Source organism: Flagellimonas sp. MMG031 (assembly GCF_040112705.1).
GTDB lineage: Bacteria > Bacteroidota > Bacteroidia > Flavobacteriales > Flavobacteriaceae > Flagellimonas.
This window is the reverse complement of record NZ_CP157804.1, coordinates 27,626-44,402: the sequence shown is the minus strand read 5'-3', so window position 1 is coordinate 44,402 and position 16,777 is coordinate 27,626. Positions and strand designations below refer to the sequence as shown.

General features: G+C 45.2%; 16 protein-coding genes. 5 read left to right on the top strand and 11 right to left on the bottom strand.

Annotation, left to right across the window (positions count from 1 at the left end):
* Positions 1 to 342: 342 nt before the first annotated feature.
* Both ABNE31_RS00200 and hemL read left to right on the top strand, forming a co-directional pair.
* Complete coding sequence (locus tag ABNE31_RS00200) at positions 343 to 582, top strand: hypothetical protein (protein ID WP_349351941.1); 240 nt, start codon at positions 343 to 345, stop codon at positions 580 to 582.
* A 34-nt stretch (positions 583 to 616) separates the two neighbouring features.
* Positions 617 to 1,894, top strand: a complete 1,278-nt coding sequence (hemL, locus tag ABNE31_RS00195) for a glutamate-1-semialdehyde 2,1-aminomutase (RefSeq protein ID WP_349351940.1) — start codon at positions 617 to 619, stop codon at positions 1,892 to 1,894.
* Positions 1,895 to 2,025: 131 nt separating this feature from the next.
* Here hemL and ABNE31_RS00190 read toward each other — a convergent pair whose 3' ends face one another.
* Complete coding sequence (locus ABNE31_RS00190) at positions 2,026 to 3,768, bottom strand: hypothetical protein (RefSeq protein ID WP_349351939.1); 1,743 nt, start codon at positions 3,766 to 3,768, stop codon at positions 2,026 to 2,028.
* A gap of 296 nt (positions 3,769 to 4,064) precedes the next feature.
* Between ABNE31_RS00190 and ABNE31_RS00185 the strand changes: the two genes are divergently transcribed.
* Positions 4,065 to 4,529 (top strand): hypothetical protein, encoded by a 465-nt coding sequence (locus ABNE31_RS00185; RefSeq protein ID WP_349351938.1) that lies wholly within the window; start codon positions 4,065 to 4,067, stop codon positions 4,527 to 4,529.
* A 114-nt stretch (positions 4,530 to 4,643) separates the two neighbouring features.
* Here ABNE31_RS00185 and ABNE31_RS00180 read toward each other — a convergent pair whose 3' ends face one another.
* The 5 genes from ABNE31_RS00180 to ABNE31_RS00160 all read right to left on the bottom strand — a co-directional run bounded on the left by ABNE31_RS00180 (position 4,644) and on the right by ABNE31_RS00160 (position 10,193).
* Entirely contained in the window at positions 4,644 to 6,176 is a 1,533-nt protein-coding gene (locus ABNE31_RS00180) for a DUF748 domain-containing protein (RefSeq protein ID WP_349351937.1), read from the bottom strand.
* A 36-nt stretch (positions 6,177 to 6,212) separates the two neighbouring features.
* Positions 6,213 to 6,599, bottom strand: coding sequence for an ArsC/Spx/MgsR family protein (locus ABNE31_RS00175; protein ID WP_349351936.1), 387 nt, complete (start codon positions 6,597 to 6,599; stop codon positions 6,213 to 6,215).
* Between the two features lie 149 nt (positions 6,600 to 6,748).
* A complete protein-coding gene (locus tag ABNE31_RS00170) occupies positions 6,749 to 7,195 on the bottom strand; it encodes a DoxX family membrane protein (RefSeq protein ID WP_349351935.1) in 447 nt (148 codons plus the stop codon).
* A 1-nt stretch (position 7,196) separates the two neighbouring features.
* Positions 7,197 to 8,075, bottom strand: a complete 879-nt coding sequence (locus tag ABNE31_RS00165) for an IPT/TIG domain-containing protein (RefSeq protein ID WP_349351934.1) — start codon at positions 8,073 to 8,075, stop codon at positions 7,197 to 7,199.
* A gap of 12 nt (positions 8,076 to 8,087) precedes the next feature.
* Entirely contained in the window at positions 8,088 to 10,193 is a 2,106-nt protein-coding gene (locus ABNE31_RS00160; RefSeq protein ID WP_349351933.1) for a TonB-dependent receptor, read from the bottom strand.
* A gap of 105 nt (positions 10,194 to 10,298) precedes the next feature.
* Here ABNE31_RS00160 and ABNE31_RS00155 point away from each other — a divergent pair, with 105 nt between their 5' ends.
* Together ABNE31_RS00155 and ABNE31_RS00150 are read left to right on the top strand one after the other, a co-directional pair.
* A complete protein-coding gene (locus ABNE31_RS00155; RefSeq protein ID WP_349351932.1) occupies positions 10,299 to 11,225 on the top strand; it encodes a DUF6607 family protein in 927 nt (308 codons plus the stop codon).
* A complete protein-coding gene (locus tag ABNE31_RS00150) occupies positions 11,209 to 11,766 on the top strand; it encodes an FMN-binding protein (RefSeq protein WP_349351931.1) in 558 nt (185 codons plus the stop codon). The genes ABNE31_RS00155 and ABNE31_RS00150 overlap by 17 nt, the downstream gene beginning before the upstream one ends.
* 60 nt (positions 11,767 to 11,826) lie before the next feature.
* Here the strand turns inward: ABNE31_RS00150 and ABNE31_RS00145 are convergent, their stop codons facing one another.
* The 5 genes from ABNE31_RS00145 to ABNE31_RS00125 form a co-directional block, all read right to left on the bottom strand.
* On the bottom strand, positions 11,827 to 12,552 hold the full coding sequence (locus tag ABNE31_RS00145) for a DUF3307 domain-containing protein (protein WP_349351930.1): 726 nt from the start codon (positions 12,550 to 12,552) through the stop codon (positions 11,827 to 11,829).
* Positions 12,549 to 13,148 carry a transcriptional regulator gene (locus tag ABNE31_RS00140; RefSeq protein ID WP_349351929.1) on the bottom strand — a complete coding sequence of 200 codons (600 nt, stop codon included), beginning with the start codon at positions 13,146 to 13,148 and terminating at the stop codon, positions 12,549 to 12,551. Before ABNE31_RS00140 ends, ABNE31_RS00145 begins: the two co-directional genes overlap by 4 nt.
* 174 nt (positions 13,149 to 13,322) lie before the next feature.
* A complete protein-coding gene (locus tag ABNE31_RS00135; RefSeq protein WP_349351928.1) occupies positions 13,323 to 13,769 on the bottom strand; it encodes a hypothetical protein in 447 nt (148 codons plus the stop codon).
* 109 nt (positions 13,770 to 13,878) lie between these two features.
* Positions 13,879 to 14,070 (bottom strand): hypothetical protein, encoded by a 192-nt coding sequence (locus ABNE31_RS00130; RefSeq protein WP_349351927.1) that lies wholly within the window; start codon positions 14,068 to 14,070, stop codon positions 13,879 to 13,881.
* Between the two features lie 164 nt (positions 14,071 to 14,234).
* Positions 14,235 to 16,730 (bottom strand): zinc-dependent metalloprotease, encoded by a 2,496-nt coding sequence (locus ABNE31_RS00125; protein ID WP_349351926.1) that lies wholly within the window; start codon positions 16,728 to 16,730, stop codon positions 14,235 to 14,237.
* Between the last annotated feature and the right edge of the window lie 47 nt (positions 16,731 to 16,777).

Below are 16,777 nucleotides of genomic sequence, written 5' to 3'. Positions count from 1 at the left end.
GATGTATCGAGAACTGCATGGTGGTCGTTGATTCCGCACGGATGCTGAGCGGAGTCGAGGGGTGCAATAAAAAAAGAATGCAAAAGGCGTTCTCGACTGCGCTCGAACTGACACGTGGGCGCTCCAACTGACCGCAATGTTATCATTCCGCTCAACCCCCAAAAACCAGTTGAATAGATAAACGTCAACCTGAAACCAATTCAGCATGACGCGGCTGAAAATCCATTTCCCAAAATGTTTTATCCTCATTACCTTTGTGCTTCTGATGTCATCCCGAGCGGAGTCGAGGGATCTTGTGTTTTGGCATGAAGAGGCATCAGGTAACCTGTCAGTTCGAGTGTCTTGATCGCAGATCAAGATGTATCGAGAACTGCATGGGTCGTTGATTCCGCACGGATGCTGAACGGAGTCGAGGGGTACAATAAAAAGAGAATGCAAAAGGCATTCTCGACTGCGCTCGAACTGACAGCAATATTGTCATTCCGCACGGATGCTGAGCGGAGTCGAAGCACGATGCGGAATCCAAAAGTAATGGATGCCCGTTTTCACGGGCATGACAAGGAAAAGAGAAAGATAATATAGATGTCCGCCTGCGCGGGCATGACATAAAGAGCTTATGATTTACCAACGAAGCAGCGCCCTGTTTGCAGAGGCCAAAAAATACATCCCCGGAGGGGTCAATTCACCCGTACGGGCCTTTAAAGCCGTAGGCGGCGACCCTATTTTTATCAAGGAGGCCAAAGGGGCCTACCTCTACGATGCCGATGGCAACCAACTTATCGACTACATCGCTTCTTGGGGACCACTTATTTTGGGTCATGCGTACCAGCCAGTGATCGACGCTGTGATCGAAAAGGCCAAAAAGGGCACTTCCTTTGGAACGCCTACCGAAATTGAGACCGAACTGGCCCAACTGGCGGTATCCATGGTGCCCAATATCGATAAAATCCGATTTGTGAACAGTGGGACCGAGGCCTGTATGAGTGCGGTGCGCCTCGCGCGCGGATACACGGGCAAGGACAAGATCATCAAGTTTGCGGGCTGCTACCACGGCCATTCGGATTCCTTTTTGATACAGGCCGGCAGTGGTGCGGTTACCTTTGGTAGTCCCAACAGTCCCGGGGTAACGCAGGGCACGGCCAAGGACACGCTATTGGCGGATTACAACGATTTGGAAGGCGTAAAAGCCTTGGTAGAGGCCAACAAGGGCGAAATTGCCGCCATTATTTTGGAACCCGTGGCGGGGAATATGGGCTGTATTATCCCCAAGGAAGAGTTTATACAGGGATTGCGCGACATCTGTACCCAGGAGGGCATTTTGTTGCTGTTTGATGAGGTGATGACGGGCTTTCGTTTGGCCAAGGGTGGTGCGCAGGAAACCTTGGGCATTGATGCCGATATTGTAATGTTCGGGAAAGTGATTGGGGGCGGACTGCCCGTAGGGGCGTTTGCGGCCCGTGCTGAGATTATGGCGCATTTGGCGCCCGAAGGACCGGTGTACCAAGCGGGAACCTTGAGCGGCAACCCGTTGGCGATGAGTGCCGGACTGGCCATGCTCACCGCGCTGAACAACCAACCCGAAGTGTTTGACAGCCTGGCCGGAAAAACGTCCTATTTGCACAAGGGCATTGCCCAAACCCTGACCGAAAAGGGCGTAGCCCACCAGATTAACCGCTATGGCAGTATGATCTCCGTACACTTTACGGAAGAGCCTGTGGTGGATTTTGCCAGCTCGGCCAAGGGAAATAACGATACCTTTAAAAAATACTTCCACGGCATGTTGGAGAACGGGGTGTACTTACCACCCTCTGCTTTTGAAAGCTACTTTTTAAATGATGCCCTGAGCTATGCCGATTTGGATAAAACGATTGAAGCGGTGGGGATGGTGTTTTAACGGTCTCATGTATGAGAGGTAGCGGATTTCTACTCACAACCTTTTGGTTTTGCAGTGGTAATTGTTTTATATGTTTTCTTTGGCTTTAATACATAGACCGCCATTGCATATCCAAAATGTTGGGCACAGTTTTAATTTATTTCTTTGATCATTTTCTTGATTGTCAAGTTTTCTAACTTACCTGAAATAGCATCATCGTTATTCTTGTAATGCATCCCATCATTGTAAATTATACCTAAGAGGTAGTATACTTCAGGTATTTCAACACCTTTATCTTCTGCAAATTCTAACTTCTTGGCTGTCCTATGTGTATTGAGAAATTGCTGCTTGAAACCAGGATCATTAATTCTTTCATAAGCATATTGCTCTACTTTTTTTCTTACGTAACAACAAACAGCGAAAGGATCGTATTCCTGTTCATCGTTATTATACTTTTCAAATTCATCGTTTATGTAATTATCAAAGACTGCAGAGTCACCCCAAGTCGGCTTTAAGTCTAATACTTCAAAATCTGAACGGATATTTATCGGATTTGGTTGAAAGTGAAGATGATATTTTGAGACATCAGCTTCAATAATAGGATTCTCACGATTCTCTAGAAGCTTTTTGAAGTGAGGGTTTATTACAGCATCTTTTTTCTCGATAAAATGAACTTTCTGCTTACTGAAAGTAAAGTTCTTGAAGAAAAGTGGGTTCAAATGAGTAAGAATTATTGGATAAAGCTTTTTCCTTTTTGCTTTTAATTTTTCAATAAGCTGGGTCACATAATATTGGACAGCAATAAGGTTTGCATCATCTAAATAGTCAAAAATCTCATCAATAATGAGAATACAATTATCCTTCGCAAGATTTAGTTCTGCCTTCTTTAAAAGGGCTATAAAGCACATTACATCTCTCTGACCATTGGATATATGTATTGTTTTTGGAACAGCAACAATTAGTTTACCATCTTTTTCAGTTGGTTTAAATTCTTGCCAACTAGAATTAAAGTCTTCAAACACCTTTGTGTATTTAGCCTTTTCAAGCTCATATACTACTCTTTTACAGGCAGCTTTAAAACGTTCTGGGTCTCTATTGTAATCGCTTGAAAGTTGAATTGCTGTCAAAAAGTTGTCGGCAGAAGTATCAAACCCTAAGTCGAATGTAGATATAAATTGGGCTAAAGTCGAAAGATTATTTGTCCCATTTAAGAAGTCAATTTCATTACCATCTATCCAAGTGCGAATCCTTTCAGTAGTTCCTCCTTGCCCATTAACTCTATCTTTGAATTGTGCAATTCTGTTTTGAAATGTCTGTCCATTTATTCTTCTTAAAGTCTCGAAATGCGAACTTAAGCCATGGATAAATTTCTTGTTTTGATAAAGACTTGCAAGGTTACGAAGCACTTTTCCATTTACACCAAATAATCCTTTCTGGGCTGTAATTGAATAATCAAATGAGATATTTTCAGGGATAGAGTTGATAAGAACAACTGGAGGTGTTTCTAAAGAAGCAGAAGCAATTACATTTCCACCAATTCGATTCTTTTTTGCCTTAGCGAATAGTTGATTATTAATCACAAACCAACTAAAGTTTTGCCTTAGTTGATTTGAGTTTTCGTCAGCAGCTACTGTAATCGGGTTATTTCCATTATCTGAATAGACTATTTCGATTTTTGGTTTATTGTTTTCATCATCTTGGAAATAGTCATTTTTTCCCAAAACAATTTTTGTCGGATTTAGTCTTTCAAAAGCTATCGCAAACGAACTTTTGCCAAAACCATTAGGTGCAACAAAAATGTGTGGTCGGTTAGGTCGAATTTCAAACTCATAGGTCGCGTTCTTCGTATTCTTTCCAATCCCTTTGATATTAGTTATTTTAATTCGCTCAATCATTTGTTCTTAATTATACCCAACTTGTTTCTTTAAACATCAAATACACCCATTTACTCCCAAATAGGAATAGTATCGATGCCTATGCAAGCATAACTGGTTCTAGTAAAGTATGGGGAAGGGACTGCGGTATGCAAAATAACAATTACCCATAACATTCCATTGCAGGAAAACCTTAAAAAAACTGGGGGAAAGGTGCAGTTTGCAGTGGACAGTAGGCAATTAGCGATGAACAGTTGGCAGTAAGCAGTAATTAGTTAGCAGGGGGCAGTGGGTAGTAATCAGTTATCAGGCGGGAGATGGAAAACAGGGGACGGGTGGGAAGAGGCCAAGGGTTGAAGGTAAAGGAAAGTGGGTTTAAACATGGGAGCGGTCGAGAAGCTGTATTATTTAAATACCAAATTCAAGTATCAAATTCAAGTTCAAGCTCAAGCTCAAATTCAAAACTTCAAACCAGAAACCACAAACCACAAACAATAAACGCCAAACAACAAATTCCAAACCCAAATTCAAGTATAAAGCCCAAACTCAAATTCATACTCAAAACCAAAACTTCAAACCTGAAACACCAAACACCAAACAACAAACCACAAACTCCAAAGCCCAAATTCAAGTATCAAATTCAAGCTCAAGTTCAAATTCAAAACTTCAAACCAGAAACACCAAACACCAAATTCCAAAATCCAAAGCCCAAATACAAGTATCAAATTCAAGTTCAAACTCAAAACCAAAACCAAAACCAAAACTTCAAACCTGAAACCTGAAACCACAAACAATAAACGCCAAACTCCAAAACCCAAATTCAAGCATCAAGTCCAAGCTCAAGTTCCAAACCTGAAATCCGAAACCCTCAACCCTCAACCCTCAACCCGAAACCCCTAGTCCCTTTTTTTGCCGCGGCCTGTCATGGTGTCCACCAAGCCCTCCTGCAGATTGAGCCATAAATAATTGAAAAACGATTTGTCCTGCTTGCGTTCCACCTCAAAATTGCCATGGCGAAAGCCGTCCTCGTCCGTTTTGTTGCCGTCCTTGGTAAATAGGTTCACCACGGCCGTAAGCACTTTATTGACGCCCAAACGGTTCTTTTTAAGCACGGTAAATTCAAAATTGTCGTATTTCATCTTCATATCGCCCTGCGATTCCAGCTCGTTACCGCTGATGGTAAAGTAGAGTTGTTGCACCGTGCCCTCCACCTCGGCGCCCAAGTTCGATTTTAAAAACGGATTAATGCTTTCCGACTGAAACTGCGATAGTTCGCCCTTCACCAAAAACGTATTGGCCTTGCTCTGCGGCTCAAACGACCAATCCAACCGAAACGGGCCATTATCCATCAATTTGGCTGTGATGTTCGCCCGTACCTCGCCCGTACCTTTGGAGTGTAGGTTGCTGATGGTCGCATCGATTTCGGTAAAGGTCAGGTCTTTGGGGGCTATATCTGGTTTTATCCGTTCCTCGTAAGCAATCATCCCCTCCGAGATGGAAACGGAATCTACCTGCAATTCCAAAGGCAGATCGCGCAACGCCTGATTGTAGAGTTTTTTATGTGAAGTGTCGTCCGGCAGCAATTTATCGCGGTACACATAAAACATGGGTTGCTGCAATTGCAATTCGCCCAAATGGAAATAAGGTTCACCTTTGGTGGTGCCCGCCTCCCAGTCGTTCAGTAGTACCTTGGCAATGCCCAAATCGTAATGGTCGTGCTCTTGGGCCACTTGGCGGGACAGTTCCGTTTTGCTATACCTACTACGCAGCGCAAATTGCTCCAACGCCCCATCATCGGGATTGAGATTCATGCGCCCAAACGTGATGGCTTCCAAATCACTCAGGTCGTAATAGCCATTTTGGGCAGTAATTTGATAGGTTCCGTAGTCCACGGGAAAGGAGGCATTGGACTTTTCGGTGGGGTAGGTAAGGTCGCTAATGTTGATGGCCATATCTTCCAGACGGGCCGAGCGTTGGTTAGTGGTATCTTTCATTAAAAAGGAACCGCTTTCAACAATCAGTTTTTCGATAGTGATGCGTGGGGAGGAAGAATTTGTTTCAGAAGCGGAAGAACTGTCCTGCTTTTTGGGATGATAATTAATCGAGGGCGATTGGATGTGTACTTTGGAAAATATCACATCCTCTTTTTGAAGCAAGACCCAATAGTGAAGACCCCTCACCTGAAAGGTTTCCGCAGCAATCTCCCATTGCCGGTCCGGGGTACGGGCCGAAACTTGGCTAAGTCGGATGTTTCCCAAAAATACATTGGTGTGCAGCCCTTCGTACTGCAACTGATAAGGTTGGATGGCTTCACTTTGGAGCAGCGAAGCCACTTTTTGGTCGAAAAACCACTGTGCCGCTAAGCTTGCCGAGATAATCAGCAGAAGGATTCCAATCCCGAGATAACGGGCTCTTTTCGATTGCGGCATACGGATGAACGGATTTAAGTATGGGATGGGGGCAGTTTAGTCTTCGTCTTCGATAAACTGCATCACTTCGGACGGAGTGTCTATTTGTACGGCTTGGTCACCGTTCACCAAAATGGGTTGGGTCACCACTTTGGGGTTGTTTTCCATTAATTTTAACCAATCTTCATCATCGGGCAACTCCGGGCTTTTGCCGTATTTTTTAATAAAATCGGGATGTTCGGTATTAATGAGGTCTTTGATGGGCTTGCCCAACAGTTTGGCCAGTTCGGTCCATTGCGTGCCCGTAACCTTGGTTTTGGAAAGGTCGATGTCCAACACTTTTTTCTGGGACGATTTCAGGTAGGCCAAGGTCTGCATGCCTTTATTGGTCTCGGCATTGTAAAATAGTTTGATTTCCCGTTTGTTGGTGGCTATTACTCCCATGTCATCCGTCATTTAAATAAACTTTTTTATAAAATACCACATTTTTGACGGTTCGGCTTAACGTTATCCATTTTTTTCGTGTCGTAAAACGGATAAAAAAAACGGGGCAATTGCCCCGCTTTTTCATCAAACTATCCGAATGGTTGCTGCTAGATGGGTTTTATCCACAGCAAATGTTGCCAATGGCGCTTTTCCTTGAGGACCAAGACAATGTTCACTGCGAACAAACCAAAGGTTTGAAACAGTTCTGGCAATTCATCCGATTCCAAAAACAAATGGAACAGGAAAATATGCAGGGTGATGGGCAGCAGGAATAGGGCTCCTACAAAACTGGTGCCTTGCAGGATCAACAACAGTCCGAACAGCAGTTCGCAAATCCCCAGTACTTCCCAAAAGTAACCCGTTTGTTTGGCCCCGCTGATGTACAAAATCTTCTGCAGGGTATTTTCCTTCTCGGGCGAGGTGAACTTTTCGGCTTTTTCCACCACCTCCACAGGGGTAGGTATGGGCTTTTGGAACTTTTGGATGCCGCCATAGATCATAAATCCGCCCAATAGCAGCCGCAATACAATGTAAACAATACTTATGGGTTTCATATTAGTTGGCGTTTAGTGAGGTTTCCCCATCGTTTGGATTGTACACAAAATTGAAGGTGTACACTCTGGATTCATCCGTAAAGGCATCCGGTTCTGCGGGTGCATCACGGTAGTAGCTCAAAATCTCCACTTTGGCATACTTTCCATCGTGGGTGCGGAACACCAAAACCCGTCCCGGAATCGGGGTTACGGTAAAGGTGGCGGAGTTGTAGTTGTACCACCCTTCTTGGCTTCCTGTGGGAATGGCAAAGGCACCGTCGGCATCTACCTCAAAGGTGAGTCCCTCCGCGGTGGTCACATCGGTAAACAAACCGGATTCAATGGCCCCACCGGCATTTCCGTTTCTAGCGGGCTCGTCGTTGGTTCCCGTCACGGTTCCTCCGTTCACGGCAATGGTGGTTCCCCTAAAGGCAATATCCCATTCGGTATCGCTATCGGTCACGTCACCGGTCTCAAAACTGAATTTGGTGAATGGGCCGCCAATCGGTTGTCCTTGACCTCCTGTTTGCGGAGCCTCCAAGTTTTCGACGCTAGCGCTCACCAAATTGGCCAATACGCTAAAAGAAGCCGTCACTTCCCGGGAAGTCCCGTTGGCGGAAAGGGTCACAGCTCCAGAAATGGCCCCGTTGGGAACGGTGGTAACGATTTGGGTGCTGGTTGCCGAGCTGATGGTAGCCGCTACGCCACCAAAAGTCAAGCTGATATCCGAAGCCTCGGGGAAATTGGTTCCGGAGATGGTAATTTCGGTGCCTACGGTTCCCGATTCTGTGCTTATGGCGGTCACGGTAAAATCCGTCATACCACCGTCGTTGTCTTCGCTACAGGCAACAAAGGCAAAGAGTAGGGCTAAAAGGCTGAATAGTTTTAGGGTTGTTTTCATGTAATCTTGGTTTTAAAATTGAATATTAAGTCTTGCAAATAATTGTATTCCGGGATTGATCAATTGTTCATTGTCCTGCGATGCCAAAGGATTGGACCCTTGAAAGTCCAACAGATTATTGGCGCCCAGTTGCAATTGGTAGTGTTTAAAAAATGTTTTTCCGAAGGAAAGGTTCACTAGGGCGTAGCCATCCACAAAAGAGTTGTCCAGTTCGTCGAGCACATCGTTGCCATTACGGTCGGTGAGTCCAAAACTGCTTCGGTACACCACGCGTAGGTTGGCGTTGGCACCCCATTCGGGCACTTCGTAAAAAGCTTTGAAGTTGAGGGTGTGCCTCGAACGGTTTTCGAGCCCAAAGTAATCGCTGCGGTCCAATCGGATGGTTTCCAACGTTTGCTGGTCACGGGCAAAGACCTCTCCATTTTCGATGGCATCCTCCTTATCCTTGTCGAATGCGTACAGCAATTGGTAGCCTGCGGACAGGTCCAAATTTTCAAGAACCTTGTATTGAAGGTCCACCTCAAGACCTTGGGTGTACACGCTTTCGCGGTTGATGTATCCGAACACATTTTGTCCGTTGGTCTTGGCCGCCAAGATGCGGGTATCGATTAGGTTGGTAAAGTCGTTTCGAAAGAAATTTAGATCACTTCGAAATTGTCCTTTTTTAAAGCCCACCCCCAAGTTGATGCCCACTGAACTTTCGGCGTCCAAGCGTTCCCCAAGGTCGTTGGGGTCCACGGCAAGGTTGGCCACTTCATCATTTTCCTGCAGGCGTTGAATGGCTGCGGCTTCCACTTCCTTTCCAAAAACGGAATAGCCACCACCTGCGGCATTGGTAAAGTCGAGGTAGAGCTGACGGAAATCGGGGGCCTTAAAACCACTGCCCACGGAGCCCTTTACGGACCAATATGCGGAAAGGTCGTAGCGGGCGGATAGTTTTGGGCTGAGCTGGGAATTGTACTCACTATGGTTGTCAAAGCGAGCACCTGCGATAATATTTAGCTTTTCCAATGGTTTAAAGTCGTATTGAGCGTAAACATATTGGGAGTTGAAGGTGATGTTTTCCGCAAAAAGCGAACGCTCCAAATTTTCAAGATTGTAACCGGCGCCCACCGTTACCGTGTTATCCGAACTGAAGGCGTGGTTAAAGCGTACTTCGGGACGGAAGAGTTTTTGGTTGAAATCATTATCGAGCAGAATTTCATCGTTAATAGGGTCTACCGTTTGCTCGTTGGTGACATAATTGGTGTAGTACAGCTCGTACTCGAAGCTGGATTTCTTGCTCAATTCATGATCTAATCTTAGGTGTACATTGCCATCACGCTCTTCGCTTGTTCCTGAAGGGATGTCGAAATCCTGAAGAAAGTAACGCCCAGATGCAAAAGCCTTGAGTTGGTCCGACACATTAAAGTATACCCTTCCATTTAAGGTGTAGTTGAAAAACGGATTCACGGTTTGCCCCTCCGAGTTGGGAGTCAGATCAAAACCGTCGGTGCTCAATCGGTCCACAAAGAGTGAGTAGCCAAGGTCCCCTTTTCTTTGATTCAGGTTGATGGTGCTATTTTGATTGTTGAATGTTGCCGCGCGATGTGAGATTTGACCGCTAATGTCATCGGTATTCGGTTTTTCTGTGATGATGTTGATGACCCCGCCCAGGGCTTCTGAACCAAAAAGACTGGAGGAGGGACCCTTTACCACTTCAATCTGTTTGATATTGCCAATGGCAAAACGGCTCAAGTCCAGATTTCCAGAGCTTCGGCCCACTACGGGAACCCCGTCTATCAATATCATGACATAATCGGAAGCGATTCCTTGGATCTGTACCCCTTCGCCACCACCAATGGTTGCATCGGGAGTCATCACAATACCGGTCTGTTCATTCAAGATTTCATTTAATCGGGTAACCCCGGAACGATTGATCTGTTCCTTGGGAATCAAGGTCACAGGAAGTGGGAGGGAGGAAAGTTGGCGCACCGTTCGGGTCGCCGTAACCACCACTTCATCCAGATTTTCGGTGATAATGGAGTCTTTTTGTTGGATGGGAGATTCTTGGGCAGAGACCAAGCTGAGTGTTAAAAGTGTTGAAAATAAGAGGCAAATATTTTTATTTAGACTCATTCCATTTAAATTTGATGACAAATATATATTTAATTTTTATTCAATCTAAATAAGTTTAGTATTTTTGACCCGAACAAATTCTAAAACGATCAAATAGAAACTGATATGAAAAAAACAATCGCTTCATCGTTGCTTTTGGCCTTTGTAACCACCATGGCAACCTCACAGGAAAAAAAAGAATTGGACCGCCAAGCTATTTTGGATATGTGCGGCTGTTACGAGGTAAGCTTTAAGTATACCGAGACCTTTGCCCCAGAAATCGATTATGAAAAGCACCTGGACTACACCTCCAAGGCCTTGGAACTGGCCTTGCCGATTGTGGACGAGGACAACAAAATTTCGTTGCAGCATCTGTTGGTGTTGAACGATACCACGGTAATCAAGCACTGGAGACAGGATTGGTTGTACGAAAACCAGGCGGTGTTTCACTACGACAAGGACAATAATTGGGTCTTTACCCAACTGCCTGCCAATGCGGTAAAGGGCCAGTGGACCCAAAAGGTGTATCAAGTGGATGATAGCCCACGGTATTCCGGATCTTCTACATGGGTACATTTTGATGGAAGACACTACTGGGAAAACAGGAGCGACTCGCCACTGCCCCGAAGGGAATACACCAAAAGGAGTGACTACAATGTTATGAGCCGCGGCAACAGGCAGGAGATTACCGCTAACGGCTGGGTTCATGAACAGGACAACAATAAAATTATCCGCACCGATGGGGAGCAAGATGTGCTTTTGGCCCAAGAGAAAGGATACAACACCTATGTAAAAGTAGCTGACGAAAGATGCCAGGCTGCTAAGGAATGGTGGGCGGAGAACCAGGATTTTTGGGCGACTACCAGGGCCGCTTGGGATGAGGTGTACAATAGGGAAGGTGACCTTACCCTCTTAAAAAAGGTGGATGATAAGCCTTTGTTTGTGCATTTTTATGCTTTGGAGCAAAAAGGTGCTACTAAGGCGGAAGTCTTGGAGACCATTAACAAATTTGTAGCGAACACCTCTGTAAAGAACAATGTTGAGGGCCAATAAAATTCAGCAGATCAGTGCTATGGTGATGCTATCCACCTTGTTTTTATTCGGATTCAAGGTGGATAAGTTATCGCCAAGATTACAGGAGAAAATCAACAGTGCGGTGACGGGCACCTACGAGGTTGCGGATTTCACCATGAACTGGGTGGACATTACGCCCGAACTGAACCAAAAAACCCCATCCGAATTGGGCGGCGATAACTTGTTCGAAGTGGTGTCGCAAGGAAAAAGTTTGGGATATGTGTATGTGGGCGTGGCCCCAAGTCTCAAGAAAACTTTTGATTACGTAGTGCTTTTTGACGCGGATATGAGCATTAAAAAATCCAAAATACTCATTTACCGCGAGGACCATGGACGCCAAGTGGGCAGCCAGCGTTGGCTAAAGCAGTTTATTGGTAGAAAATCCGGTGAAACCTTGGTGTACGGAAAGGATATTGACGGTATTTCCGGTGCAACGGTCTCTGCCAAATCCATGACCTTGGCCGTAAGCCAAGTGTTGGAGAGTATGGAGATCCTAAAGGAAAGCCAAGTTTTTAACTAAGTGTTTTTAAGTTTAGTAATGTTAAGGAGCCATCCAGTTTTGGGTGGCTCTTTTTTTGGTCTAGATGATTTCCATCAAATAACCATAAAACAGGCCAGAAAGAATGGCCAAACCAAAGCTCAATAGGGTTCCGATAAGGACATATTCCGTGAGTTTCCGGTTCTTGCCCTTGTTGAGGTCGCCAAAACGGAACACGGATTTTGCAGCGATCAAAAGTCCAATGGCCGCCCATTGCTGCATCAGGATAAAACCAAATACAAAAAGGCGCTCCAACATGCCGATATAGGTGCCTGCATTTTTGAGGGAACCCCCTTCGCCCGTAGGGTCGTCCTTCGCAACTTCATCAATATAAGGTGCCAACAACATGCGCATCAGGATACCCGACACGTAGGTAACAAACACCAAAAAGGTGATAAGCAATAAGGTCTTTTCATCCCAGAAAAAGCTAAGATCAATTTGAAAAGGGGATAGCCAGTACAAAACGCTGCCCAAGACGAATAAGTGCAACAACTGATCCACCACAAAGAGCCAACGGTAGTTTTTGGGGTTGGTGAGGGATAGCTTTCCCAAATCTATCAAAAAGTGGGTCACCACGATTACCGCAATCGCCCCAATATGTTTGAATTGCAGTAAGAGCAGGAGGGCTAAAAGATGTACCCCGATGTGAGCATACAAATATTTGGACCGTGCCTTTTTCTTCAGCTTATCCTCGACCCAATGCCCGGGTTGAAGAACAAAGTCCCCGATAAAGTGGGCTAGCAGTAGTTTTAGGGCCAAAAGCATCATAATTGGGCGAGTTGTGCTTTGTAAAAATGAATCATTTTTTGGACTTCATCAAATCCTGCCTTATTTAATTCCTCACTTATATTGCCTTGTGATTTGCTGAGGAGCCCCGCCAATTCCTTTTGATTCAGCTTAGGGTTTTCTATGGCACACTTTACGGTTTTGGAAATGGCCGGTGTCCAATCATCCATGGTCAGCAAGGCCAATTCCAAGAGAAGGTTGATATGTCCATCGAACGTTTCATTGCTGGTTTGTAGTCCGAGATTTTGTTTTTTTAGCCTTTCAAAACATTCACCGGAATGGACAAAGACGGGGCCATTGGATTCGGTAATCTTTGGTGCATCGTAGTTTTTTTCGCCCAGTCCAATGCCAATACGAACATCCAATTGTCGAATTTGCTTGATGCTGGCCTTGATATGGATGGCGGCTTCCAATGCTGTTTCTGCGGTGGTCTGTAATTGAAAGCTGTCGCCGCGGTATATTTCCCAATCTTTGGGCTCTTTGCCATATTGCGAAAGTACTTCTTTTAAAAGGGGCAACCATGAACTGGCGTTATGTTCCGAGGAGTTTTTGATGTCTCCGGTGAGAATGGCTATCATGATATTTCTTGATTAAAGTATCTGTTTATGAGCAGATAATTAATTATATATGTAAAAAAGCAGATAATCAAATATATCTGTAAAAAAGCAGATAACCAAGTATATCTGTAAAAAAGCCATAAAAAAAGAAACCGCGACCATGGCAGGCGCGGCTTCTTAAATCAACAAAAAACACTATCCTCTTCTCCCTCTCTCCTGCATTCTTTTACTGCCATGCATTTTTTTGTGATGGGTGAACTTTTTCCAAGTCTCATACTGTTTGTCGTCCAGTATGTCTTTCATTTTTTCCTGTAGGGCGATTTGACGGTCCAAACGTGCGTTGGCCATTTCAAATCGCTCTTTGGAGGATGGTTTTTCCCATTCCCCGTTTTCTTTCGCCGCCTTTATCTCGTCCCATTTCTCTTTTTTGAACTTGGCGTTTTCCAGATTAATGTTGTACACTTTGTCCTGCTGTGTCTTGGTCAGGTCCAATGCCAAGACCATGTGTTTGGTTTGCAGGGTGGCCATTTGCTCTGCGGTCATGTCCATTTGGGGACCTTTGCGCATTTGTTGGCCATCATGTCTTTGTGCGGTCGCGCCGATACTTATCAGCAAGACCAATGTTACTGCTAATCGTTTCATAAACTTAAATTTTAATGATATGATTTGGACAAAGCGGCTATCCAAAGGTTTAACCATCAAAACTGGGTTTGTGATGCTTTTAACAGTTCAAAAAGGGTAAGGGTGTGAACTACTTGATTTCTTCCTCAAGCTTTTTCTCGGAATCATCCACATAGTTGTCGGCGTCCTCAAATTGGGTCTCGACATAGCTTTTTGAATTGAGATGTTCCTGGAAGTTGTCGTGTTGCTCTACTACGTAATAAAGAGCCGAAGCTGCCACGAAGCCGCAAAAGTAGAGTAAGCTTTTAGTTTTGTAGTTCATGATGTGAGATTTGGGATTACTAAAGTAATCAATACGAAGGGAAATCCCACTTATATGTTGTGAAACTACTTTTGGCTGATGTGAAGGGATAAAAAAACAAGGTGTGATCGATGAATGCACCGATCACACCTTGAAGATCTAATTTATTGTTCTTGTCCGGAGGCCTATTTGGGCTCCAATATTAGGTCGATACGCTCCATGGCATCCTGCAAATGGTAGCGGCTCATGGTATCCGAGATTCGGGCCAGGCCATTTCTGATATCCCTTTTCAGATTGTTCAGCTCAGCTCTTGCCACTGAACGGATATCCGATTGGCTCGTGTTGATGGGCGTTGACTTTCGGTACCCACCAAAATCAGGCATTTTGCCCTGGCTGTCCGCGGTCATGAGGTACTCCAAACGGTCGATATGCGCTTTTTGAAGGTTCCTTCGATAGGTATCAATGGTTCTTCCGCTTCTGGTCTCCGACCATATTCCTTTGCGTAGATCGCCCATCATTTCCACAATACCATAGGCTTCTTTGCCATAAAGGGTTTCCGCTTCGATAAGTCGCGCCAGTTTGCCCAAATGCAGCATCGTATTCAAGTAACGTTCTTGGGTGTCACGGATGCGTTCCACCGATCCAGAGTATTCAATTTTATTGAAGATGTTGGGCTCGATCAACCACTCCGGGGTTTCAAAAAGTTGCTCTTGCATAAAATTCATGGCCCGCTTTTGGTGCGCTTTGCTTACGGGCGTATAAACAGCTCCTTCTTGATCCGCAGTTTTATGGTATTCGTATACGCCACCAATGTTGTTGGCCACGTGCCCCATATATCTACGGAACTGAGCCACCACGTGACCGTACATGGTTTCCAAGTCGTCATAGTCCTCGCCTTTTTCTGTGGTCCAGTCCATAAGATTGGGAACTATGCGCTTTAGATTTTCGATTCCATAAAGGCTGGCTTTAATGGCATCGTCCCCTAAGTCTTCGGTTTGGGAGCTCGGATCGTGGATATCGCCCACTTGCTGATGCCCAAATCGGTACATGGGGTCGCCGGCATGTTCCAAAATCCATGCGTTGAGCACTGGTTTTTCCTCTTCCGCTGTCTTGTCCAAAATAGGCCTGTATCCCCATTTAATGGCATACTTGTCATAAACGCCAATATCGGGCATTAGGGCCACGCCTTCGTCACCGGGTTGTGCCACATAGTTAAAACGTGCATAATCCATAATGGAGGGCGCAGTCCCATATTTTTGCGTGAAACTCGCAGAGCGTAGGGAATCAACAGGGTAGGCCACGCTGCTTCCCATGTTGTGCGGAAGCCCTAGTGTGTGCCCTACTTCGTGGGAGGACACAAAGCGTATCAGTCTACCCATAATTCCCTCCTTGAACTGGGTTTTCTGGGCTTCTGGATTGATGGCGGCGGTCTGTACAAAAAACCAACCACGTAGCAAGCTCATTACATTATGGTACCAGTTGATGTCCGACTCCAAGATTTCACCACTTCGTGGATCACTTACGTGCGGACCGTTGGCGTTTGGAATGGGGGAGGCCAAATAGCGTACCACCGAATAGCGCACGTCTTCGGGAGACCACTCCGGGTCTTCTTCGGGTGATGGCGGGTCTTTGGCAATAATGGCATTTTTGAATCCGGCCGCTTCAAAAGCGACCTGCCAATCTTCGATACCTTGCTTAATGTAAGGTACCCATTCTTTTGGGGTGGCCCTATCCACATAATACACAATGGGCTTTTTGGGCTCTACCAATTCGCCTGCCTTGAATTTTTCAATGTCCTCGTCCTTCACCTCAAGTCTCCAACGATCTAAATAGGTCACCGTTTTGCTTTCTTGGGCATCGAGGCCATAATCCACCTGTCCTCGGGCAAACCATCCTATGCGTTCGTCAAAATAACGGCGTTTCATGGGCTCTTTGGGCAGTAGAATCATCGAATTATTGATTTCCAACGAAATGGACCCAAGGCTTTCGTTGCTTGGCGGATCGTTGGAGAGGTATGTTTTTACGTGGCGTGCCTCAATGTTCAAGGGATAACTTTTGATGGACTCGATATAGCTTCTATCCCCATCCAAACGGCTTACTTTGAACCTTTTTCGGTAACCATCGGGGAATCCAAGTGCCTGCACATCCTTGGTAAACAAAGGATCTATTTCGATTACGGTTGCAGGGTTCAGCGAGTCTTTTTTATTGATGGCCTGAATATCGAAGGCAAAAAGTACTGGCTCAAAGTTAGAGTTGACCACGGCTTCGTGAACGGGAAGTGAGTCGGCAGCCACATTCTCGTAAGAAGCGACACGCAAGAGCACCTTTTTGTCTTTTTTCTCCCAGCGCAATACTTGGGTGTTGATTTTTCCGCCACCAAAGCCGATACCGGTAGCGGTTTTGGAAATTCGGCTTACCATGAGCATTTCACGCCCGAACAAGGAATCCGGGATTTCATAAAACTGCTTGTCGTCCACGGTGTGCACGCTAAAGAGTCCTTCATCGGTCTTGGCGTTCTTGGTAATGACTTCATCATAAGCTTTGATATCGCCAGCCTTGGGTTTTTCCTTTTTTTGTTCGGTTTCTTTCTTTTTCTTTTTGAAGAGTTGGGCTTCCGCAGTTTGAAGGGAGCCCAAAATCATAATGACTAAAAGTAGTCGAGGTAGTAAATTTTTGATCATTATAGGGTGGTTTGAATAACTAAAAGATTCAAAGAACCTAAAAATCG